This is a genomic window from Bacillus sp. ISL-18, assembly GCF_018613415.1.
Lineage (GTDB): Bacteria > Bacillota > Bacilli > Bacillales > Cytobacillaceae > Neobacillus.
The window spans coordinates 96,115-117,111 of record NZ_JAGGQG010000005.1 but is presented as its reverse complement, the minus strand read 5'-3'; the positions used below and the strand labels follow the sequence as shown (position 1 = coordinate 117,111).

Sequence of the window (20,997 nt, the reverse complement as noted above, 5' to 3'; positions counted from 1 at the left end):
TTCGCTAACCTGCCCAGTTACTTCAATAAGAAAGGTAATTAGATTTACTTTTGAAAACATAAAGAGCCTAACAATTATGTTGCTAGAATGTATTCAGAAATCTAATTTTTACGAACGGGCTGTAATTACAGGGATATTAATGGTAAATATATACATTTATTTATTTCTCCTTGTCGAAAACGTTTCCAATATTATACAATAATTTGGGAATAAAAAGGAGACTAATTATGATCGGACTTATTATTGCAATCATTTTATTTAATTTCATCGCATTTAAAACAAATAAGAACCTAACAACCAACCAAATTATTCATATTTGGTTATTTACAATTGCTTTTCAACAAACATTCGATATTTTTGTAGATTTAAAATTTAATGGGTACTGGTATTTTACAAAAAACGAAGATTGGGAAGGATTGCCTGCACATATCGCATTACTTCCACCTATTAATATGATGTTTCTAAATTGGTATCCCTTTAAAAGTACAATAACCCAAAAGATTCTTTATCTTTTCTTTTGGGAAATCGGTACTTTACTATATGAAGTAATCACATTGATTCCTGAACCTTGGGGATTTTTTAATTACGGATGGTGGAATTTGTGGTATTCAGTAGTTCTCAATCCTATTCTGTTTATAATCTTGTTAGGCCTTTATAAATGGATATGTAGTGTAGAAAATAAATTATATAGCAGGGCTAATGTATGAACTTAAGTAAGTAGTATCATTAATAAAAAAGACGATAGAATTAATAACTATGCAAAAATTGACCTTAAAAAAGCGATTTCTTTTACGTTAAGGAATCGCTTTTTTATTTGGATTTCTGACTAACGCAGCCACAATTTTTAATCGTTCTAACCTAATAATCAACCCCTAATATTTTTAATGTTATTTTAATACAAAGCTTGTTCAACTAAACTGCCAGTTACTTCAATAAGGATAAGCAATCCATCAGTATTTCAAGGGATTGCAACCAATATCGAAAAGACGTTAAAATTTTAACTCTTTTCTTTTTTATCTAAGATTGCACCTAGAATCACACTTAATCCTGAAAAGAAAAAAATCCACCAAAACCCTTACAAGTTCTTATTGTAGAATTCAACCCTAATCCAAATGACTAGAGCACTAACAAAATTTAAGAGTAAAGACAATAGCATTGAATAGTATATTACCTTGTATCTTTTGCTCTTGTTCTTCATATTTTGAAAAAGTAAGTCATTTTTTCTCACCCTTTCAAGATTCACTTTCCGCTAACAATGTAATTCTGTATTGGTTCAAGATTTACCTTCTTATTCAACAATTCTGCCCCGTTAGCTCAACAAAAAAAAATGACCGCCGCAGCGACGATCATCCTCAACAAAAGCTACCTGTTAGTTGAATAACTATGTGTTAAAGTTTTAATCCCTTAAGATTATTCTCAAATACAAAGCCTTTTGTCCAAGTACCAACAAGAAAATAAGTATCATCTTTGCTAAATTCTGCAAAACAGGCGTATTCTAATTCTGCAATTTGGATAGGGGTTAAGTCTTCAAATCCTAATATAAAGACCCTATCACTTGAAGTGAGAACAATGTAATTACCATCGTAGGAAGGAGCAATATGAACAAAATATTCATTTTCATTTTCATCAAGAATCTTTTGCAATTCATAAAAATCATCTTCAATTTCTAAAGCGAATTTTTTATTGATTTTTTTTATTCCTTTATCCAACAAGTGTTCTTTTCTTAGGATGTTTTTTAAATTAGCATCCATAATTGTTAATTTATAGTCCTCGTGAACAAATATATATACTTGATGAACGGGCTCATAACAAACCAAATCCCAATTTGTTATTCCTAAATTTTCTACAATAGAATAAGATGGTTTTACTGAAGGGTCTACAACCTTAATTAACTTATATCTTAAATAACCTTTTACCCCTACCAAATAACTTAAGGTAAATAAATAGGAATTATCATATGGGATAAATTGATTAAATTCAATATGCGTCCCTTCAAGTTCAGTTAATATCTGATAATTCCCTGTTTCAATATTAAGTGAACAAACCTGTTTTTGGTTATTGATTTTAAGGACATCTAGAATAGTAAATGGATTTTCAAGCAGTGCAAAGTTCCCTTCTACTATTTGAAAAGATTTCCCAGATTTAAATGTCTTGACGAGTTGAAAGTCCTTAGTGTCATAAACACAAAATGTTCCAACAGTGTTTTTTATGTACAGCACTTCATCCTTTTGGGAAAAGTGAAGATGACTTGGATTATTTGGCTTTTTCAATTCTATAACTTTTTCCCAAGTTTTTGTATCGAATATGACTGTTTTTCCTCCCATAATATGACATAATAACTTCTTGTCATTTGATAGCACTATTCCATAAGAAGTTTTTAAATTCTTTATTAGGTTCATTTGAAACATAAAATCTGCCTCCAAGTTAGTTTCACTTTAAGTCTACTTTCACCGTTATCCTTCTGCAACTAACCTGCCCAGTTTGTGATACAAGAAAAAGAGCCGCAGCTACGACTCTTTGCTAAACTCAAACACCAGTTAGTTCAAGAAGTAACACAACCCTAAATCGCTTATTTAGAGTTTGGTCTGGCATTAAAATTCTTGTTTCTCAAAATGAAATTCTGGTCAACTTCATCTTCTTCAACTGTTTCTGGATAGTAATGAGAAATAACATTCTCCCTAGATATATCTTTAGGAACACGCAAAAATCGAGAATATAATTCTGTACCTGATTGAAGTTTTTCATCAAACATTTTAAAGCAATCTAACGCTTCAACAAATTTCCATTCAACCAGTTCTTCGTATGGATTTAAGTAATCAATTTCAGCTTTTTTTGCTTCTTTTTCAGCTATTACATAAGCCTTCTCAAAAGAAGATGCTTTAACAAGAATAATGCTTTCTTCAAAAGTCTTGTGTGTATTAGAGTAATTTTCATCAATGATTTCTGGAGAAGGGTTTCCTGAGATGTTGCATTCATACAATACTTTTACTGCATACCATTCCCATTCCTTGGACAATTTTTTTCTAAGTCTTTTTTTCATGTTCCCCCTCCTAAGTAAAGTCATTTCTGTCTTATAAAATCTATTATATTTTAATTTTTTAGGAATCCATAAAAACTTAACATCATTTTTTCAAATTGCTTTTTTCTTCCCAGGTTTGTATTAAGTTTTCGTGAAACTCATTTGGACTTTCTATTAATATCCAAGCAATTGAATAGGCAGTTGTTGGCATCCATTTATTACGACGAATTCTTATCTTTTCGTGATTTGTATAATGTGGATAAATAACTGTGGAGGTTCCAGACCTACCTTTAGAATATTTAATGCTTTCTATTTCTTTCCAATAAACCCTATTACCCTTCAAATCAATTACAATTCCTTCATCATCCCAATAAAATCCCTTACCCTCTTTACGTTTCCTCCAAAGGTAAATACCATAGCCAATAAAAGTAAATGGAAAAATTAATGAAATCATATAAGCGAAAGAAATCCCTTCTTTTAAAGCCAAAATGAACAAGAGACACCATAATAATCCAAAGCATATAAAACCTAATATTGGTAGTAGGGAAATTCTATATATTCTAACTTGTTCCAAATATAAGCAACACCTTTTTATACTAATTTATTGTTATTTTATCAGTTGTTCTTGTTAAACTAAACTGCCAGTTACTTCAATAAGAAAAGCGATACCCATGTTTAAGTATCGCACCAGTTAGTTCAAGAAGCTACCGTTTCCGCATAACTTTTGAGGGTTATTATAGAAACCTCACACTATGAAACAAATGATTCTTTTCACTCCATTCGATTATTAATTTTTCAACTCCTAAGATTGCTGTTTCTGGTTTTGCTACTTGTTCTTCGATCCATTTTTTTATTTGAGGTAAAATTGCGTTATTGAATTCTTCGTACGCTTTTTCATCATAGATGTTTTGAGGTATTGGAAAGAACGAAACACCTATTGTTTTATCTCTGTTACAATAAGCAGAAGCAACAACTATTCCTTTAATATTAAGCACATTTGAGCATCTGCTATCAAGTTCAAATACTCTTCTTAAACCAAATACAACAGTTATATTTTCATCATTAGAGAGATAAGATTTAACTTGTTTTTTAGTTGTCACATACTTTTCGTTTTTATTAAGATTTCGATAATAAGTAAATCTCATATCATCACCTCAGTAAAGATAGTAGTATTATAATTTAAATATTCAATTTCCTTCTTGAAGTAACCTGCTGCTTTAGTTTAAGTGTACTTCTTCACAAGATCCATTAGCGTTACTAAAGAATCTGGCCCTTTCGTTGAAGAAAGAAGGGAACGGTGTTCCCTCAGATTTTTTTATATACTTCTGCGTAAGCCACTTTCAATTGTTCTCTTAGTTCTTTGTTTTCACCATCTAGCTTCTTAATGCGACGCTGTAAAGAAGCAATCAGGGCATCTTTATTATTGTCATCCATCTCTCGTTTGATTTGCTTCGATGTAAGTGCTTTCGCTTGTTGTTGTCGCAAGGATTCAATCCGATCACGCAACTCAAGGTTGTTGTATAGCGTAGCTTTCGCTACGCCCGCCTCACTTGCTACGCTGTTGAAATTGATGTTCACGTTAGCTCGTACGAGCCGTTGAATGGCCTCATCGACCTTTTGATAGGTGGCAGACTTCCGTGAGGCATGAATCTTTTTTAACTGTTCTCTGCGGTCATAATCAGCCATTTTTTACACCTTGCTTTCTCTTCATGCGATCTTGTCTACCGAAGACGACATGCCCCTCACGGATATTGTCCAATATACCTTGGTATCGCTGTAAGTTCCGTTCGTGCCTTTCTGCCATGTCATCACGGCCATGCTGTTTTGCGACCTCCACGGCTCTGGACGTTGTTTTTACGTGCATTTCGTATTTCTCTACATCCAATTCTGAAAAGCCGATTGCCAAGTCTTTGCACGGGCTTCCTCCATTGCACGTGAGGCAAGGTGGGGCTTCCATATGAGGGCAATTCCCTTTCAACCTTGAATGACACGTCCCGTATGGGTTGTCCATCGCATTCAATTTATGATCCTGCCAGAGAGCTTGAAGGATGTCTTGCGGGATGTCTTCACCTGCTTTAATTTCTTGTACTTCACCGTTCAAGTCGAAACTGAATACACCCTGATTGATGACAGATTCAAATGCCTTACGCTTTGTATCATCTAACAATTTGGCATACCGTAAGGTCATTTCGGGGGAAGCATGGGCTAATAACTCTTGCACTGTTAGAATGTCTGCACCGCCGTTCAACATTTTTACTGCGTAGGTATGGCGAAATTGATGATTCGTAAAATGAAATAAGTTCCCGTTCTCATCTACAATGTTTTTCTTGTAAGCTAATTTATTTAATTCTAGTCGAACCCAATATTGGGTATAAGGTTTCCCCTTCCTAGAGCCACGATAACGTACAAAAATGAATTCCTCTGGATTATTGTCTTTGTTACTGTTTTCCTTGGACTCCTCAATGAGAACTGCGAGAATGTTTGCTAGCTCATCGTCAATTGGTATTCGATGTCCTTGTACATAGGTCTTCTCAATATCTGTAACTATAGAATATTTACTGTTTAGTCGCTCTAAACAATCAAAGGTTAAGCCTAATACATCCGAAATTCGTAGACCTGTTTTAAAAGCTATCCATATAACTGGAATGACTTCTTTATGTAAATCGTTTATATGCTTGAAGAGTTGTTCTAACACAAAATCAGGAACATAGTCAATTTGGTCCAATGTCTTCTTCCTTAGCTTTGGCCTGTCTTCTGGAAAAAATAATAATCTTATATCAGTTTCAGGGGCAATATCATACTCATACCGCTGTATATCATCAAGAAATTTTCTAATAACACTAAGAGTTTGTAATATATAATACTCAGGGTGTGCATTTTTTATTGAAATCTCTTTCGCGTGCTTATTCAACCATTTGATATATTGTTCTATATGATAACGTTTCAACTCTTTTAAGTCAGTCCATGTCGGCTCTAACGAAAACAGGATTAAAAAAAAATTAGGTAGGGCTTTTAAGTAGTGTGTAGCCCTTGACCAAGAGAAATTGTTCTTTCCAAGTAAGCGTAAACTAATATATCTTTTGACATGTTGGCGCATATTAACTTGTTCAATTTTGGTAAAATCAATGTAATGATTAGTAGAGCTCTTCACATAATTAATCCCATACTTATCATGCAGTATTCTTACATCCCATCGGTCTTTGTCCAATTCTTCCCGTGTATCAGTCAATGCAAATAAATTGGAATAGATTGTACGCAAAATGTAGATTATAGGCGTGTATTTGCCATACGTCCAAACGTTTTTGATTTTTTTTTGTGTTGAAATCCCCTGCTGTTCTAACCAAAACAACCATTCTCGTTCTGTTTTCTCTATGTCTAAATCAAGGATAGAGTGAAGAGAAGGATATTTTTCTTTCAAAAATATTGCCAATTTTCTCAGGTACCGTGAATGAGATATAAAAAGGGTAGTCAACGTCCATTTGTCGTTAAATAGATTTTGATAAAAGACATATTTCGCTTCTAGGTTGACGTTAGGACTGTTAAATTCAAAATGCACATTCCTTTTTGTGTTTTTTTTGACATTAAAGTCCTCAACCATTTTCTTAAATTGTGGAATGTTTTCCAAAAAAGCTATATTCCAAACATCATTAATTAAGAAATAAGGGTCCTTCACATGATGAATGGTAACAGAACCATCACTTTGAATTGTTTTCATAGGATAGATTGATAGCTCTTGCTGCAATCGTTCATGAAACCCTAATTCCCCTGTATTTGTTTGTTGTTTCTGTTTCATTTTCTCCCGCCTTTCAGTGTTTTTTCTGCATCTCAAATGCGCCCTGTGCCTTTTCCCAATCCTTACGGATGTCTTCTTCTGAAAGATGAAGGTACAGGTTCATGGTCGTTTGGATTTGGGAATGTCCCAGACGCTCTTGCACCTGTTTGATATCCTTTGTCTCCTGATAGTACATCGTCGCATGTGTGTGACGGAACAGATGTGGGTGAACATCAATCCCTGTTTTCTGCCGCAACCGTTTGAAAAGAGCCTCGACATCACTGTATGTCATGGGCTTACCCATATTCTTTCCACTCAGCTTCACAAACACGAAGTTGGTATCAATGTCCAGTTCATCAATCACTTCGTACAGGTAATCATCGTATATATCCATCAACGCTTGCGACACAAATATCTCTCGTTCACCTGTTTTGAGCTTCGCGCCGTTCTCCAATTCCCCGCGGTCCGTCAGGCGGATACGATGCCCTTTTCCATGGTCGAATTTGAAATCCTCCATGAACAAGGAGAGAGCCTCTCCAATCCGCAATCCTGTCTCAAATAGGAGTTGAATCAGGAAGGTGTCCCGTATGTTGGTTGTCGCTGCAATCACTTGTAGTACCTGTTCCTTTGTGAGTGTTTGAATCCTCTTGCGAGGTTCTTTTACCTTCAGCACATTCCGTACGGACGGTTTGCCTTTATTGACGTGATGCAAGAAACCCTTATATCGTGTTTTTCCTCCTGTAAAGATTTGTCGCATCAACTTCTCACCCATGTCATGTGGCAGCTCTTCATTACGATATAAGTAATCATAGAAGTTTGTTACCACTGTAACCGTAAGGTTCACTGTCCTCTCTGTTTTCTTTGCCTGTACAGGTCGAAGAGACGTCACCTTCGTGCTCTCATAGGGATTCCGTAACCATCCCACAAACTCCGCCAAGTCTTCTAATCTTATATGCTTGTAATCTTTCTCTTTCTCCTGTAAATAAAGGAAATACTGCTTTAGCGCATAGCAGTAAGTCTTCTGGGTGTTGCTGCTTTTCCCTGTCACATCCAAATATTTGAGGTACTTGACGACAGGAATTACAGGAATGCCCTCCCTATCTACTAATATGTATCTCTTTCCTTCCTCTAGGATTACTTCTTGTACACGCATAGATCCTTCACCCCCTAAACCCTTTTTACACTCGGTCTTACGACCTCACTACGCCTCCCGCTGTGGGCTACGTCCTCCAACTAAAAAGCATATGTTCCTTAATCTTTATATACATATTAGACTATCCTTTCAACATCTGGTTATAGATTCCAATATGTATTAAAAAAGAGGATATATGCCATCAAATTGGACATAGTATCCTCTTTTAAATATAGTCTGTTTAACCATTTCAGCGACTAACTCTTCTTTGGAGTAAACCTCATCCCCGAATGCAACGCCTTGTGTCGTGATGCCTGGACGAGCTAAACGGTTTTGAAGTCCAGTCGAATGGACCATTTCATGAAAAAGGGTGCAATAATATTCCTCCGGAACCTTAAAATCTTTGATAGGGGGACAATTAATTTTATCCCATGTCGGGTAATAGACTGCCTTACCCGAATTAAACGTGTAGTCTGGTGCGTTGATATATCCTTTATAAATCCCCTCGGCTTTTTCGATAGGGTTATGGTCAAAAGTTTCAACCCTTCTTTTACTTTCTAAGCCGTTACACTGTCTATTTATCTCCCAAACTCGGTAATAGAAAGGCTTGGCAAAAGTCTTTTTTTCCTTTGTTTCTTCGTCCTCAGTCTCTTTCCAAAGCCAATAGACAATGATATGGGAATTTTTTAGTTCTTCTTTTTTAATTCGTCCACCCGCTTCTAAAATCTGCTTTTTTGAAGCATATTCCCCCGGCTCCACTAGGAAAATATTGATTCCCCGGTATGGTTTTTGTGTTTTCCAGTTAACCGCATTTGAATTGGTCCATGGCGCCATCCAAGGCACAGTTCCCTGTTCCAGTTTCTCAATAATTTTGTTGGTTACGAGTTCATAAACACTATTTGTCACTTGTTTTTCCTCCTTTGATTTTTCTTTTAAGGATTTTCATTTTTTCTTTTTGCCTTGCGAAGCGAGGAAGTCCCCTAAAGGGGAGTATTTTTCCCCTTTTGCAAGGAGAACGAAAAACACGCATAGGGACCGGTCAAGGGATCAGCACAAAAAGTTTTTTGCTGTTGCGTTTAGCGTTCTTAAGCAAAAAAGTTTTTTGCCCCTTGATTGGCTCCCTAGCCGTCTTAGTTTCCAGCCGGAAAGGTTCGGGTACCTACCGGCTGGAAGGTTAGTCGGCTTGCGCTGTTTTACGCTCGGAAGGCAAAAGGGAAAAATACATAATAAAAAGCAGCCATAAGACTGCTTTCCATTGTTTTTAAGGTTTTGTCTTTTCATCTTTTAAAGATTTTCGGCTCGTTCGGTATGGCGGCGTCAGCCGTAAATGGAACAGTAACCTACGGAATGTTAAGAAAGGCGTTTTTTTCCTTGCTTTACATTCCGTGGTTATCGGGCCATTTAATGCCGAAGCGACACGTACAGAATGACAGAAAGCGTTCTTTGCTTTCTGATCAGTCTGTAGTGCTGCCGGGCAAAGCAATTTTTTTAGATTAATAACCAAAGCTTTTTTATAGTTATTTCTAAAGAATAAAACTAGCCTTAAGGCTAGTTAAACAAACGGGCCAGATTGTTGAGGAAACACAACAGCAGATATACTGATTAAAGATTGTTTGTGAAAAGTCACACTTAAAGTAACTAGCAGTTTAGCTAAATAAAGTTAAAATTTGTAAAGTTATCCCATATATTATTAAAATCCATAAATTAAAAAATATAGGTAATAATACATAGTAAAAATTAAGGAAGAAAATTATTAAAAAGGAAGTTATCACTGTGGAAAGAAGCAAATTGGAACCAGCGGAGATTTCTAATCTTTGGCAATCCTATGTATCAGATACGATGGGAATATGGGTTTCCCGTCATTTTATCGCAACAACTAAGGATAAGGACATCTATAAAATGCTTCAACTTGCTGAAAAGTTTGCAACGGAGGAAGCGGAACAGTCTAAATCTTTCTTGATTGAAGCAGGTGAACCTCTTCCTCAGCCGTTTGATGAAAAAGATGTAAATGTAAATGGAGAGCCCCTTTTTACCGATAATTATGTTTTACTTTTAAAATATAGTTTAGCTCAGGCAGCAACTACTGTGTTTTCTCTATCATTAAATACTTCGACTCGTCCTGACATTCGTCGTTTTTATCAGAAATGCATTCAAAACGCCTCAGAAATACTTAATCGTTGTATGGATATTATGGTAAACAAAAGATTCGTTTTGCCTGAGATACATATTCCAACGCCAAACACGATTGAAAAGGTAAATTCACAAGAGTATTTGGGTGGATGGTTTACGAGTAAAAGACCAATAAATGCTCAAGAAATTGGGCAAATTGTTTATAATTTTCGAGCAACTGAAATTCACAAGGAATTTATTAGAGGAGCTGCACAGGTAACAAAGTCCTCTGATTTGAAAAAACATTATCAAGAAGGGGTTGAAATCTTCCAAAAGCATCTGAATGAATTCCAATCAATTCTTTCCCAAAATGGCTTGCCTAATCTTCCTTCATGGGACAGTGAAATTTTAGAAACGGTTACTTCACCTTTTTCCGATAGACTGATCCATTATAAGCATTCAGCATTAACTTCACAAGCTGCAGCACGTTATGGTGCTGCACTCTCTAGTGTTATGAGAAAAGATATAGGAGTTCATTTCATGCGTTTTATGTCAGAAACCCTTGTTTATGGAGAAGACGCAGCTAACCTTATGATTAAAAACAATTTCCTTGATCAATTACCTATGGCGAAAGAAAAATGAGCCTGAAACAATATAATAGTGCACATATCAATCTTAATCTATCGGTGATTAGATGAAAATCAAGGCTGCCAATATACTGATTGAAGGATGAAGGTCGCCTTTATTAATTCAATAACGAGATTGTGAAATGTTACACTTAAACTTTCTGGGTGCCTTGCTTCAATAAGGGAGCAAGGCATTTTCCTTATCCAAGTAACGGGCAGTTATATGTAGTATGATTTTTGACCGTATTCATCGTAAATAACGAAACAAAAACAGCCTATTTTCTAACTTTGTTTACTTATTATATTGAGTAAGTAATTATAGTTCTCAACGTAAACAACGATAGGACTTTACTTGAAGGGGTGGGTATGTATGATAGGCTCGTTTGCCAGATGAAACAACGGCTTCAGCCTTTCAAGACCAATCATGCCCACAGAGGCTCCAAGTCAAGTCCTTAAACGCTTTTCTATGGTTACATGTAAACAATGATAAAAGGTGTACCATATCAATGATTTGAAACGGATACTATATATAAGCACCCTTTAATGGAATAAGGAGTTTTAGCATAACTAGGTTAATAATATTAGGATTATCATATGGGGAATATAAATTTGTTGGAGTTAAGATTAAAGGGTTTCAGCTTTAGCTTGGAATCCTTTTTAAATTATATAAATTTATTCGTTTTTTGAAGTATTTTAGTAGTATAATAGTATTGGTATTTCTACAGATATTTACAAAAAGGGGACAATTCATGAAGAAATTAACCTACTTATTTATGGCGTTTTTATTAGTTTTCCTTGCAGCTTGTTCATCAAATGAAACAACTAGCAAAGAGGAAAAAATCAAAATAAATAAAACTCAAGAAGTAAGCAAAAAGAAAGAGGCCACTGTTGAAAGCAAAAAAAATACACCTAACGATGAAGTCAAAAAAACGACTAGTGAAAGCGCAGTTAGTCCAAGCGTTCCTGCCACTAGTACACCAACGATAACAAGTGTTAATGGTGACTTTGACTACAGTAAATATACACTAATTGCAATAGATGGCGGAGATATGTCAGGATATAGAAAGCCTAATGTAAGAGTTGATATCGGGTTTGGCGACAGGGAATATTGGGCTTTTACAAATGAATACGGACAGCTAATTCGTGTTGAGGCAAAAAATATAACACTCCAAAATCCGAATACTGATCATGTTTTGTCATCAGGTAGATATTACTCTGATGAAGCAAATGTTCCTGGTACAGAGAGTCCAACCTTGGATAAAGGGCATGTGATTGCTGACTCACTTGGGGGAGTATCAAACGCATATAACATTACACCTCAGGACAGCACTCTCAATAGGCACGGCGATCAAGCTTATATGGAAAAGGTGATTCGAGATGCAGGAGGTTGTACAGATTTCGTAGCAGTGATTCAATATCCAAATACTCAGACACAAATTCCTAATCATTATAAATTCACATACAAAATTCAGGGCAGAAGCATTACAGATGAATTTGACAATGTAAACCCAGATGAAGTGAACAAAAATTTAGGTGAAACGACAGGCACAAACAGTACGCCACCGAAAACAGACAATGTACAAGCAAACGAACCGGTAAGTAGTAATGAAGATGTTAGTAAGGTAGATACCAATCATAATGGAAGTGTTACGATCGCTGAAGCCAAAGCTGCTGGCTTTAAAATGCCAATTACGCGTGATTCATGGCTCTATAAATATATGGATGATCGAGATGGTGATGGCTTAGTAGGTGAATAAATGGGTGGAAAAGCTTAAGAATTGGTTGCATTGGCAGCTTTTTTTTGCTCAAAAAACAAAGTTTGTGAAGGGTTGTACTTACACTAAAGGGTAGCGATTCTTCAATAAAGAAGGATCGCTTTTCTTGTTCAAGGCTAGTTGAATCAGGTGGACGCTTTGACGCTACCTTTCACAATGTGCATAACATTCATTGATTTTAAGGTTAACCAAGTACTGGTTAACCTAGTCTGGGTTGTAACTCTTACCTTATTCCTTTTTCAATCGTTCCTTCTCCTGTTCGCAAAACATTTCGACTGTAGATTTGCTCCAATAGGGGGTACCAGCAAATTCAACATCTGCTTTCGGCAATTTACCTCGACTGTAATACACATTTAATTTTCGTTTATCATAATTCAAGCCATTTTCCGATAAGAAATCAGCAAACTGCTTTTGATTAAAATAATGATCTGGCGTTTCTCGAAGAATGGAAAAGGTAGGTTGTTGAATTAAATACGTATCCTCTCTGAAGAACTGAATCATTAATTCTAACGCAAATTCAAGCCATTCATTATCTAAATGGTGATAAAATAACCCGATATTAAAACTTTCCTGTTCAGGAGCCTCAAAAAACCAAGTTAGTCTTAAGAATACAGCTTCAACTTCTGTTAATCCTTGCATGGCTTCTTCCACTGATAAAATGTTCTCATAAGCCTTTAATTTAGCTTTAAAATTCGGAAACTTTTCAATGATCCGTTTTGTGGAGCGTTTCATTTAATTTCCCTCCTGTTGACTAAGTCAACTTAACAATAATACAAAACGTTGACTAAGTCAACAACGAGACCTATTTTATCATTTCTTTTTGCTGCATCCTTGCGTAGCATGGATGCAGCCGTCTTGTTGGGGCTCGATGCCCCATACAAGACGAAAACACAAAATAATGTAAAAAACAAAGAAGAGGGTTCGCTTATCAAGACCTAAATTATAAAAAGCCATAAAAAATATAGGAGAAAACATATTAAACATGTCTAATATGTTTTCTCCTTTTTATTTAAAACAACAATTATTTTATAATGAAGTTAATAAAACATATGTTGTTTTAAAAGGTGGTCGATATTATGACAATGTATAGTGTTGACGAAGTATTTGAAAGGAAGAGCACCTTTCTCCAATTAATACTAATACTTTTTATATACCTCTGCGTAAGCTACTTTCAATTGGCCCCTAAGTTGCTTTTTATCATCTTCTAATCTCTTAATCTTCCGTTTCAGTGATTCAATAAGGGCATCCTTGTTGCTCTCATTCATTTCTCGCTTAACTTGTTTATGTGTAGGTACTTGTGATTGTTCATGTCTTAATGTTTCGATTCTTTCACGAATATTCACATTATTATACAGCGTTGCTTTCGTCACACTTGATTCATTTGATACGCTGTTAAAATTAATTTTTTCATTGGCTCGTATGAGCCTTTTAATGGCCTGATCTACTTTCTGATAGGTGTTTGCTTTCCGTTGGACATGGATAGTTTTTAAGTGAGCTGAGCGGTCATATTCAGACATTCGTTACACCTGGCTTTCTCTTTACCCGATTTTGTCTGCCAAAGATAATGTTACCTTCTTGAATTTTACTTAAAATATCTTTATAACGTTGCAAATTTCTTTCATGCTTCTCTGCCATATCATCACGACCATGCTGTTTTGCGACTTCTGCGGATCTGGACGTTGTTTTTACATGCATTTCGTATTTCTCTACGTCCAATTCTGAAAAGCCGATCGCCAGGTCTTTACATGGACTGCCGCCGTTGCATGTTAGGCAAGGTGGGGCTTCCATATGTGGGCAATCTCCTTTTAATCTTGCGTGACACGTCCCATAAGGGTTGTCCATTGCATTCAGCTTATGATCCTGCCAGAGAGCTTGTAGAATGTCCTGAGGAATGTCTTCACCTTCTTTTATTTTTTGTACCTCACCGTTCAAATCAAAGCTGAACACACCTTGGTTTATGACTGATTCAAAAGCCTTTCGTTTTGTATCATCTAACAATATGGCATACCGTAAGGTCATCTCTGGAGAAGCGTGTGCCAATAATTCTTTTACCGTCAATATGTCTGCTCCACCATTCAACATTTTTACCGCATAAGTGTGACGAAACTGGTGAGTCTTAAAATGAAAGAGGTTGCCGTTCTCATCTACAATATTTTTCTTTTTTGCCAAGATGTTCAGTTGTTCTTGAATCCATTTTTGAGAATATGGTTTTCCTTTTCGAGAACCACGATAACGTACAAAAATAAACCCTTCGGGATTATTGTCTTGGTTGCTATTTTCCTTGGACCGCTGAATGAGAACTGCGAGAATGTTTGCCAGTTCATCGTCAATTGGAATTCGATGTCCTAGAACATAAGTTTTCTCAATATCTGTCACAATAGAGTATTTACCATTGAGACGTTCCAAGCAATCAGAGGTTAATCCTAATACGTCTGAAATCCTCAGACCCGTCTTAAAAGCCACCCTTATCACTGGAATGACATCCTCATGCAAATCATTGATATTAGTGAAGAGTTGCTCTAATACAAAGTCAGGAATGTAATCAATTTGGTCAATAGACTTTTTCCTACGTTTCGGCTTGTCTTCTGGAAAGAGTAATAATCGCACGTGCGTTTCAGGAGCTATATCGTATTCATATCGTTGAATGTCTTCTAAAAACTTCCCTACAGCGTGTAGTCTTTCTGATATATATCTCGCTGGATTCGCGTCCTTCCGTTTTACATTGCTATTTGCATACGAGTGTAGCCATTCAATGTATTTCTCCAAATGAGACCGTTTGAGTTGTATTAAATCGTTCCATGTAGGTTCTAATGAGAATATAAAAGAAAAAAATTGTGGAAAAAACTTTAAGTATTCCTGTGCTGTACCCCAAGAAAAATTGTTTTTGCTAAGGAGGCGTTGCTTGATGTATTTTTTTACTTGCCAACGCATATTCAGTTGTCCAATTTTGGTGAAGTCTACATAATAATTAGTCATGCTTTTTACATAAGCAATTCCATATGTATCTTGCAATACTCGTACATCCCATCGGTCTTTTTCCCATTCCTCACGGGTATCTGTTAATTCAAAGAGATTAGAATGGATATTCTGAAGGAAGTTTGCACTGTGACTATTAATTGTGTATTCACCATATGTCATATTTTGAGTTGTTCTTTGAGTTGATACCCCTTGTCGTTCTAGCCAATACCACCATTCTCGTTTTGCCCTATCTATATCTAAATCAAGCAGAGAGGGGAGGGCGGGATATTTTTGGTTTAGAAATTCCGCCAACCTTTTCAAATGTGGTGAGTATCCGTTGAAAATACTGCCCAACGCCCATTCCTCACGGAACAGTTTTTGATGCCACACATATTTCACTTCAAGACTCACCGAAGGACTATTGATTTGAAAATGTACATTGCGATTTGTACCTGTATAGTTCTCTACCATTTCCTGAAACTGCGGAATGTCTTTTAAAAAGTTGATACCCCAACTGTCACTTATTAGGAAGTAGGAATTCTGTACGTGTTGAACAATCACCGAACCATCAGCTTGTACCGTCTTTACAGGATAGCTTGATAATTCATGCTGTAATCGTTCATGAAATGTAATTTGCTCTGAATTAACTTGTTGTATTTGTCTCATTCCCTAACCCCGTTCTGTTGTATTTGAAACACACTCTGAACTTTTTCCCAATCGTTACGGATGTCTTCGTCTGAAGGATGAAGGTATAGGTTCATGGTTGTTTGAATCTGCGAATGTCCCAGACGTTCTTGTACCTGTTTAATATCCTTTGTTTGCTGGTAATACATTGTCGCATGTGTGTGTCGGAATAGATGCGGGTGTATATCAATGCCTGTTTTCTGCCGTAACCGCTTGAATAAGGCTTCCACATCGCTGTACGTCATCGGTTTGCCTACCTTCTCGCCACGTAGTTTCACAAAGGCAAAGTTTGTGTCCACATCCAACTCGTCAATGACTTCATACAGATAATCGTCATACAAATCCATGAGAGATTGCGACACAAAAATCTCCCGTTCACCTGTTTTCAATTTTGCACCATTCTCCAATTCGCCCCGATCCGTCAAACGAATCCGATGTCCTTTTCCGTGGTCAAATTTGAAATCCTCTAAGAAAAGGGAAAGAGCTTCTCCAATCCGCCCCCCCGTCTCAAACAGGAGACGAATCAAGAAGTTATCTCGAATATTTGTCGTAGCCCCTAATACTTGCTGCACTTGCTCTTTCGTGAGCGTTTGTATCCTCTTGCGAGGTTCTTTCACTTTCAACATATTCCGTATGGATGGCTTATCTTTGTTGACATGGTGAAGAAAGCTCTTATAATGTGTTCGTCCACCTATGAAAACCTGTCGCAACATTTTCTCACCCATGTCTTGTGGTAGCTCTTCGTTACGGTACAGACAGTCATAGAAGTTCGTTACGACGGTGACCGTCAGGTTCACTGTCTTCTCTGTTTTCATTGCTTTTACAGGGATTAGGGATGTTACTTTCGTGCTTTCATATGGACTACGAAGCCAGCCTACAAACTCCACCAAGTCCTCTAATCGTATCTCTTTGTAATCCTTCCCTGTCTCCTGCAAGTACAGGAAATACTGTTTTAATGCATAACAGTACGTCTTCTGTGTGTTGCTGCTTTTACCTGTAACATCTAGATACTTTAGGTATTTCATTACTGGAATAACTGGAGTGCCATCTTCATTCACTAACATATACCTCTTGCCACTTTCCAGTATCACTTCTTGTACACGCATAATTCATCTCCCCTAGAACCTTTTCAGGCTCGGTCTATTGACCTGACTACGCCTCCCGCTGTGGGCTACGTCCCCAACCCTTTTAAGCAAAAGTATGTTCCCTTAACGTAATATACTTAATAGACTAATTTTTTAACCTCTAGTTATGTAGTATACAATGAAAGAAAAAAGAGGACCCATGCCCTCATATTGGACATAGTATCCTCTTAAAATTATAGTACGGTTAAGCGAACCCTCTCCTTTGAATCTTACATTCTACCTTTTTCTTTCAGGCTGTAGTATTCGGCATCGGCATTCACGATTAGGTGATCAAGAACCTCGATTCCTAGTATCCTACCTGCTTCCACCAACCTTCTCGTGACTTCAATATCTTCATTAGATGGTTGAACATTCTGGGATGGATGCTGGTGGCTGACAATGATCGATGCGCAGTTATTCAGGATGGCGGACTTAAACACCTCTCTTGGCGAAACGATACTTGCATTTAAACTTCCGACATGACAACGATGGACCGCAACTACACGATTTTTCGTATTCAGGCACATCACAAAGAATACTTCACGATCGTCATCTCCAATAAACTGAGCAGCAATCCGCGCGCCATCTTCCGGGGAACGTACGATGTACTGTTCTCCTCCTTCTACCTCCTGAATCACTTGTTTAATGCGTTGAATTTCGTAAACCTTTTCCATATGTAACACTTCCTTTCTTTGTTTGAGGAGGAAGCAATGATGGGCGCAAACCGGGTGAAGGGTTCGCTTACGAAGAAGCGAACTTGCCAGTCAGGCATAGGCAACGGGCCTGCTTTTGCCCGTTGTCGTTCAAAAACGAGTGAAGCCCAATGACTTAGGGGCAGTTGGGGAGCGTTTTTTGCTTCCTTACTGCCCCTTAGCCTACTTGGCTTTGCTGATTTTGTTTGCCTGGCGCCCGCCCTTCACGCGGTCATAAGCCCATTCATTATAATTGAGAGAACAAAGAAGACTCACTACCGTCCGAGCGTGGCAGTCGAACATACCGCAGGTATAAGACGCCTAATGGTAAAGGGCTCGAAGCCCGTTTGCCATTAAAAAACATGGCCTGAGCGTCCCGAGGCGAATAGCTGCCGAAAGGTAGCAGCCTCGGTTGAAAAGCGAGGCTCGATACCGAGCTTTTCAATAAGGAAAAAAGCGATTTTTATTCAAAAGGATTTCGCTAGAAAGACTGAGAATAAAAAGAGCGTACTGTCTCCTTGCGTTAGCATGGTGGCAGTCGGGTTTTTAGGGGTTCGATGCCCCTAAAAACCCGGCTACTCGCTTTCAATCAGTGGGAGCAAAGCGAAGCAAGCGACATGATTCCTGGCGATAGCCGGGAATTTTCCATGCTCTTCAATACACTGTAGAAGATAAGAAAAACAAAAGAGGGGACTTACCCCTCTTTCCTCTCAGCCACCTCTTCCATCATGGCTTCGATCCACTCGATGGCTTCTTGTTTGTTCCTGAAATCATCGGTTAGTCGTACAAACTGTACACTAACTTCGTCTTCCTGAAAATATCTACCTACATAATATCCTGTGTTTAATTTTGCTATCTTCAACCCATGAAAACCTGTTTCCATCCTCTATCACTCCTTTTTTGTTTGACCTCTCCGAATCTTTGCGAAAAGGGCTGTCAACGGGCTTGAAGTTTGTGAAGTTTTTTAAGCGCTCTTCTTAAAAAAGTTCACAAAGTTTGCGAAGCGCTAGCGTAGCACCCTTGACTGCCCTTATGAGCAAACGATTACAATAAAGAGAACAAAGAAGGAGATGACTAGGGTCCGAGCGTATAATGCGATCCAACGGGCTTCCGTTGGCTGGGTTTGGGCGAGGAGCCCAAGGTCTTAACATGTCTATGTCATTTGCCCCTACAAACCTGTACTAAATATCAGGCAGGCAAATGGTTTATCAACACTCTCTTATTTGTTAGAAATATGTTAAATTCAAGTTAAACACTACCTTAACAATTCATTCATACTTTGTTCATTACTTGGTGCTAAGATATCTTTACTCCCATTCTTGGATGATCCGGCATAGCCGGATAATTAAGCTTTGCTAAAACATAAGGGCGACGAATATGTCTTTAATATGTTTACAGTTGTTAGCCAATGGGGAAGATAATCATGAGAACTTGGAAAAGGAGGAATGAAAAATGAATGTTCCATTAACATCAAAGGAAGTCATTACTCACATCCAGAAGTTACAGAGCGAAGGGCAATCTCTAAAGAAAAAAGAGGTAAAACAACTCTATCCTGATTTAATGCGGAGTGCTTTGTATTACTACCCAAGTTGGCAACATGCCTTAGAAGAAAGTAAAACAGCTTAAAATTAAAACATAAAAAAACATCATCTCTGTTAACAAACAGGCCATCCCATGGGATGGTTTTTGTTTTGTGTCTTTTAAACAGCTTGTAAAAGAAAAGGGTGATTGTACTTTAATTATTTCGTTTTAGTTTGTCTTAAGTTGGCTATTGTTTTAATAAAGTAATAGGATTATAGCCTAACAGGGATAAAATCTGTAAAATACAAAGCAATCTCAACGTAAGGGAAAAAGATATAACAGTTTGCTCTTCTTTTAGTCTTTAAGGTCTATTTTTAAGGCTGCTAGGAGCTACTCCCATCTTCCAAACAACCGTCCCTGACTTGCAACTTATTAAGCAAAAAGTATTAGTTACATATGCAACTAATTTGTACACGGGATTGCTGTGGCGATCCTTTTTGTCGCTTAATTAAGATGGATGCATTTTTTTAACATGATTCTAGACTCGTTCCCATTCAAAAATTATAAGAAAAAAGGATACGTAATGAATGTGACAATTGAAATACACTACAAGGCTAGCAGCAAGTTAATGCAGAGAGCCAGTCTTCCACTAAGAGGTAAGCGGCCGGAATTTGTTGCTTATCACTGGTGGAAACAAATACAAAAGGAAATGTCCTATCACGCAGCATTGGAGCAAGTAACCGTTAAACAACTAACCCCCCGAATTACTATACCGAAGGTGAATTAATCCTTGCCATGAAAACGCCGGTCAGGTATTGGACGATAAAGAAATATGTAAGGTCTTAAAATCCGTTTCTGGATTACGTACATATTTAGCAGAATATGAGATAAGAGAATTAAAAGTTAGAGGATTTTCTGTACATAAAAAGAAGAAAATGAACTGCGTGTTCGCTTTTGAAATATAAAATCTGAAATAAATAAAAAGCAACTGTATTTTTGCTCAGTAAGAACTCAAAGAGAGGTTTTGATGGGAGCTTTGGGGGTATATATAGATTAGCAGGGCTTCTAGCCTTGTACAATTTTCCTAACCAAAGGAGATGGTTCAATTGAATGAGCGCAGCCGATGGGATAAAGAAAGTAACGGAGTTCGAGGTCCAGGTGACAAGGACCAGTCATGGGTGGGCTCTGCCGACATAAAGCCCATGACATGAAACTTACGAATCGTGACAGATAGGAAAGGGACTTCCGAAAGGAGACTTGTACTATGAGGGCACGGAACCGTAAGCGTAAGCGTAAAAAAGTTTTTCTAAGGCAGGAGTTACGACCTTTTGTTGAGATTGAAGTTGTACGTCACCCAGAGCTTATGCTCGAAGGTACAGCATTGAATCCTACAATGAAGGAACTCAAACTTTAACAACGGCTTTTTAAGCTAACCGAGGAAAGACTTTGTTACTGTAAGGGTGGGAGCGCTCTTGTAGTAGTAAAGTCTTTTTTCGTTATTTTTGAATTTATATTCGTTCCACTTTAATTAAAACAACAAAAATAAAGCAACCAATTTGGTTGCATCAGACTGTCAACAAATTCG

At 37.2% G+C, this 20,997-nt stretch carries 20 protein-coding genes; 6 read left to right on the top strand and 14 right to left on the bottom strand.

Features of this window, described 5'->3' with window-relative positions:
* The first annotated feature begins 227 nt into the window (after positions 1 to 227).
* A complete protein-coding gene (locus J7E81_RS09065; protein WP_215041833.1) occupies positions 228 to 707 on the top strand; it encodes a hypothetical protein in 480 nt (159 codons plus the stop codon).
* Between the two features lie 681 nt (positions 708 to 1,388).
* On the opposite strand, the gene J7E81_RS09060 is transcribed toward J7E81_RS09065, so the two are convergent.
* From J7E81_RS09060 to J7E81_RS09025, 8 genes are all read right to left on the bottom strand, one after another.
* Positions 1,389 to 2,408 (bottom strand): YncE family protein, encoded by a 1,020-nt coding sequence (locus J7E81_RS09060; protein ID WP_215041832.1) that lies wholly within the window; start codon positions 2,406 to 2,408, stop codon positions 1,389 to 1,391.
* A gap of 161 nt (positions 2,409 to 2,569) precedes the next feature.
* Complete coding sequence (locus J7E81_RS09055) at positions 2,570 to 3,040, bottom strand: DUF4288 domain-containing protein (RefSeq protein WP_215041831.1); 471 nt, start codon at positions 3,038 to 3,040, stop codon at positions 2,570 to 2,572.
* Positions 3,041 to 3,122: 82 nt separating this feature from the next.
* Entirely contained in the window at positions 3,123 to 3,593 is a 471-nt protein-coding gene (locus tag J7E81_RS09050) for a hypothetical protein (protein WP_215041830.1), read from the bottom strand.
* A 160-nt stretch (positions 3,594 to 3,753) separates the two neighbouring features.
* A complete protein-coding gene (locus J7E81_RS09045; protein ID WP_215041829.1) occupies positions 3,754 to 4,164 on the bottom strand; it encodes a hypothetical protein in 411 nt (136 codons plus the stop codon).
* A gap of 160 nt (positions 4,165 to 4,324) precedes the next feature.
* The gene (locus J7E81_RS09040) at positions 4,325 to 4,705 is read right to left on the bottom strand and encodes a DUF6262 family protein (protein ID WP_215041828.1); all 381 of its coding nucleotides are present in this window, start codon (positions 4,703 to 4,705) and stop codon (positions 4,325 to 4,327) included.
* The gene (locus J7E81_RS09035) at positions 4,698 to 6,812 is read right to left on the bottom strand and encodes a tyrosine-type recombinase/integrase (RefSeq protein ID WP_215041827.1); all 2,115 of its coding nucleotides are present in this window, start codon (positions 6,810 to 6,812) and stop codon (positions 4,698 to 4,700) included. The genes J7E81_RS09040 and J7E81_RS09035 overlap by 8 nt, the downstream gene beginning before the upstream one ends.
* Positions 6,813 to 6,825: 13 nt before the next feature.
* Positions 6,826 to 7,944: a tyrosine-type recombinase/integrase gene (locus tag J7E81_RS09030; RefSeq protein WP_215041826.1), complete on the bottom strand. Its 1,119-nt coding sequence runs from the start codon at positions 7,942 to 7,944 to the stop codon at positions 6,826 to 6,828.
* Positions 7,945 to 8,103: 159 nt separating this feature from the next.
* Complete coding sequence (locus J7E81_RS09025; RefSeq protein ID WP_215041825.1) at positions 8,104 to 8,829, bottom strand: zincin-like metallopeptidase domain-containing protein; 726 nt, start codon at positions 8,827 to 8,829, stop codon at positions 8,104 to 8,106.
* An 867-nt stretch (positions 8,830 to 9,696) separates the two neighbouring features.
* On the opposite strand from J7E81_RS09025, the gene J7E81_RS09020 reads away from it, so the two are divergent.
* Both J7E81_RS09020 and J7E81_RS09015 read left to right on the top strand, forming a co-directional pair.
* On the top strand, positions 9,697 to 10,674 hold the full coding sequence (locus J7E81_RS09020) for a DUF3231 family protein (protein ID WP_215041824.1): 978 nt from the start codon (positions 9,697 to 9,699) through the stop codon (positions 10,672 to 10,674).
* A 733-nt stretch (positions 10,675 to 11,407) separates the two neighbouring features.
* Positions 11,408 to 12,415 (top strand): DNA/RNA non-specific endonuclease, encoded by a 1,008-nt coding sequence (locus J7E81_RS09015; protein WP_215041823.1) that lies wholly within the window; start codon positions 11,408 to 11,410, stop codon positions 12,413 to 12,415.
* A 246-nt stretch (positions 12,416 to 12,661) separates the two neighbouring features.
* Here J7E81_RS09015 and J7E81_RS09010 read toward each other — a convergent pair whose 3' ends face one another.
* The 6 genes from J7E81_RS09010 to J7E81_RS08985 all read right to left on the bottom strand — a co-directional run bounded on the left by J7E81_RS09010 (position 12,662) and on the right by J7E81_RS08985 (position 18,774).
* Positions 12,662 to 13,165 (bottom strand): hypothetical protein, encoded by a 504-nt coding sequence (locus J7E81_RS09010; protein WP_215041822.1) that lies wholly within the window; start codon positions 13,163 to 13,165, stop codon positions 12,662 to 12,664.
* 404 nt (positions 13,166 to 13,569) lie between these two features.
* On the bottom strand, positions 13,570 to 13,950 hold the full coding sequence (locus J7E81_RS09005) for a DUF6262 family protein (RefSeq protein ID WP_215041821.1): 381 nt from the start codon (positions 13,948 to 13,950) through the stop codon (positions 13,570 to 13,572).
* Positions 13,943 to 16,057, bottom strand: coding sequence for a tyrosine-type recombinase/integrase (locus tag J7E81_RS09000; protein WP_215041820.1), 2,115 nt, complete (start codon positions 16,055 to 16,057; stop codon positions 13,943 to 13,945). Before J7E81_RS09000 ends, J7E81_RS09005 begins: the two co-directional genes overlap by 8 nt.
* Positions 16,054 to 17,181, bottom strand: coding sequence for a tyrosine-type recombinase/integrase (locus tag J7E81_RS08995; RefSeq protein ID WP_215041819.1), 1,128 nt, complete (start codon positions 17,179 to 17,181; stop codon positions 16,054 to 16,056). Before J7E81_RS08995 ends, J7E81_RS09000 begins: the two co-directional genes overlap by 4 nt.
* Positions 17,182 to 17,429: 248 nt before the next feature.
* Positions 17,430 to 17,873, bottom strand: coding sequence for a JAB domain-containing protein (locus J7E81_RS08990; RefSeq protein ID WP_215041818.1), 444 nt, complete (start codon positions 17,871 to 17,873; stop codon positions 17,430 to 17,432).
* Between the two features lie 712 nt (positions 17,874 to 18,585).
* Positions 18,586 to 18,774, bottom strand: coding sequence for a hypothetical protein (locus J7E81_RS08985; RefSeq protein WP_215041817.1), 189 nt, complete (start codon positions 18,772 to 18,774; stop codon positions 18,586 to 18,588).
* Between the two features lie 569 nt (positions 18,775 to 19,343).
* On the opposite strand from J7E81_RS08985, the gene J7E81_RS08980 reads away from it, so the two are divergent.
* The 3 genes from J7E81_RS08980 (at position 19,344) to J7E81_RS08970 (ending at position 20,826) form a co-directional block, all read left to right on the top strand.
* A complete protein-coding gene (locus tag J7E81_RS08980) occupies positions 19,344 to 19,517 on the top strand; it encodes a hypothetical protein (RefSeq protein ID WP_215041816.1) in 174 nt (57 codons plus the stop codon).
* A gap of 478 nt (positions 19,518 to 19,995) precedes the next feature.
* Positions 19,996 to 20,199, top strand: coding sequence for a hypothetical protein (locus J7E81_RS08975; RefSeq protein ID WP_215041815.1), 204 nt, complete (start codon positions 19,996 to 19,998; stop codon positions 20,197 to 20,199).
* 477 nt (positions 20,200 to 20,676) lie between these two features.
* On the top strand, positions 20,677 to 20,826 hold the full coding sequence (locus J7E81_RS08970) for a hypothetical protein (RefSeq protein WP_215041814.1): 150 nt from the start codon (positions 20,677 to 20,679) through the stop codon (positions 20,824 to 20,826).
* The last annotated feature ends 171 nt before the right edge of the window (positions 20,827 to 20,997 follow it).

Coding starts and splice junctions, on each gene's coding strand:
- J7E81_RS09000 (WP_215041820.1), bottom strand. CDS start 16,057: ATGAGACAAATACAACAAGTTAATTCAGAGCAAATTACATTTCATGAA.
- J7E81_RS09065 (WP_215041833.1), top strand. CDS start 228: ATGATCGGACTTATTATTGCAATCATTTTATTTAATTTCATCGCATTT.
- J7E81_RS08970 (WP_215041814.1), top strand. CDS start 20,677: ATGAGGGCACGGAACCGTAAGCGTAAGCGTAAAAAAGTTTTTCTAAGG.
- J7E81_RS08995 (WP_215041819.1), bottom strand. CDS start 17,181: ATGCGTGTACAAGAAGTGATACTGGAAAGTGGCAAGAGGTATATGTTA.
- J7E81_RS09060 (WP_215041832.1), bottom strand. CDS start 2,408: ATGTTTCAAATGAACCTAATAAAGAATTTAAAAACTTCTTATGGAATA.
- J7E81_RS09015 (WP_215041823.1), top strand. CDS start 11,408: ATGAAGAAATTAACCTACTTATTTATGGCGTTTTTATTAGTTTTCCTT.
- J7E81_RS09055 (WP_215041831.1), bottom strand. CDS start 3,040: ATGAAAAAAAGACTTAGAAAAAAATTGTCCAAGGAATGGGAATGGTAT.
- J7E81_RS09040 (WP_215041828.1), bottom strand. CDS start 4,705: ATGGCTGATTATGACCGCAGAGAACAGTTAAAAAAGATTCATGCCTCA.
- J7E81_RS09045 (WP_215041829.1), bottom strand. CDS start 4,164: ATGAGATTTACTTATTATCGAAATCTTAATAAAAACGAAAAGTATGTG.
- J7E81_RS08985 (WP_215041817.1), bottom strand. CDS start 18,774: ATGGAAACAGGTTTTCATGGGTTGAAGATAGCAAAATTAAACACAGGA.
- J7E81_RS08975 (WP_215041815.1), top strand. CDS start 19,996: ATGAATGTGACAATTGAAATACACTACAAGGCTAGCAGCAAGTTAATG.
- J7E81_RS09010 (WP_215041822.1), bottom strand. CDS start 13,165: ATGAAACGCTCCACAAAACGGATCATTGAAAAGTTTCCGAATTTTAAA.
- J7E81_RS09030 (WP_215041826.1), bottom strand. CDS start 7,944: ATGCGTGTACAAGAAGTAATCCTAGAGGAAGGAAAGAGATACATATTA.
- J7E81_RS09005 (WP_215041821.1), bottom strand. CDS start 13,950: ATGTCTGAATATGACCGCTCAGCTCACTTAAAAACTATCCATGTCCAA.
- J7E81_RS09035 (WP_215041827.1), bottom strand. CDS start 6,812: ATGAAACAGAAACAACAAACAAATACAGGGGAATTAGGGTTTCATGAA.
- J7E81_RS08980 (WP_215041816.1), top strand. CDS start 19,344: ATGAATGTTCCATTAACATCAAAGGAAGTCATTACTCACATCCAGAAG.
- J7E81_RS08990 (WP_215041818.1), bottom strand. CDS start 17,873: ATGGAAAAGGTTTACGAAATTCAACGCATTAAACAAGTGATTCAGGAG.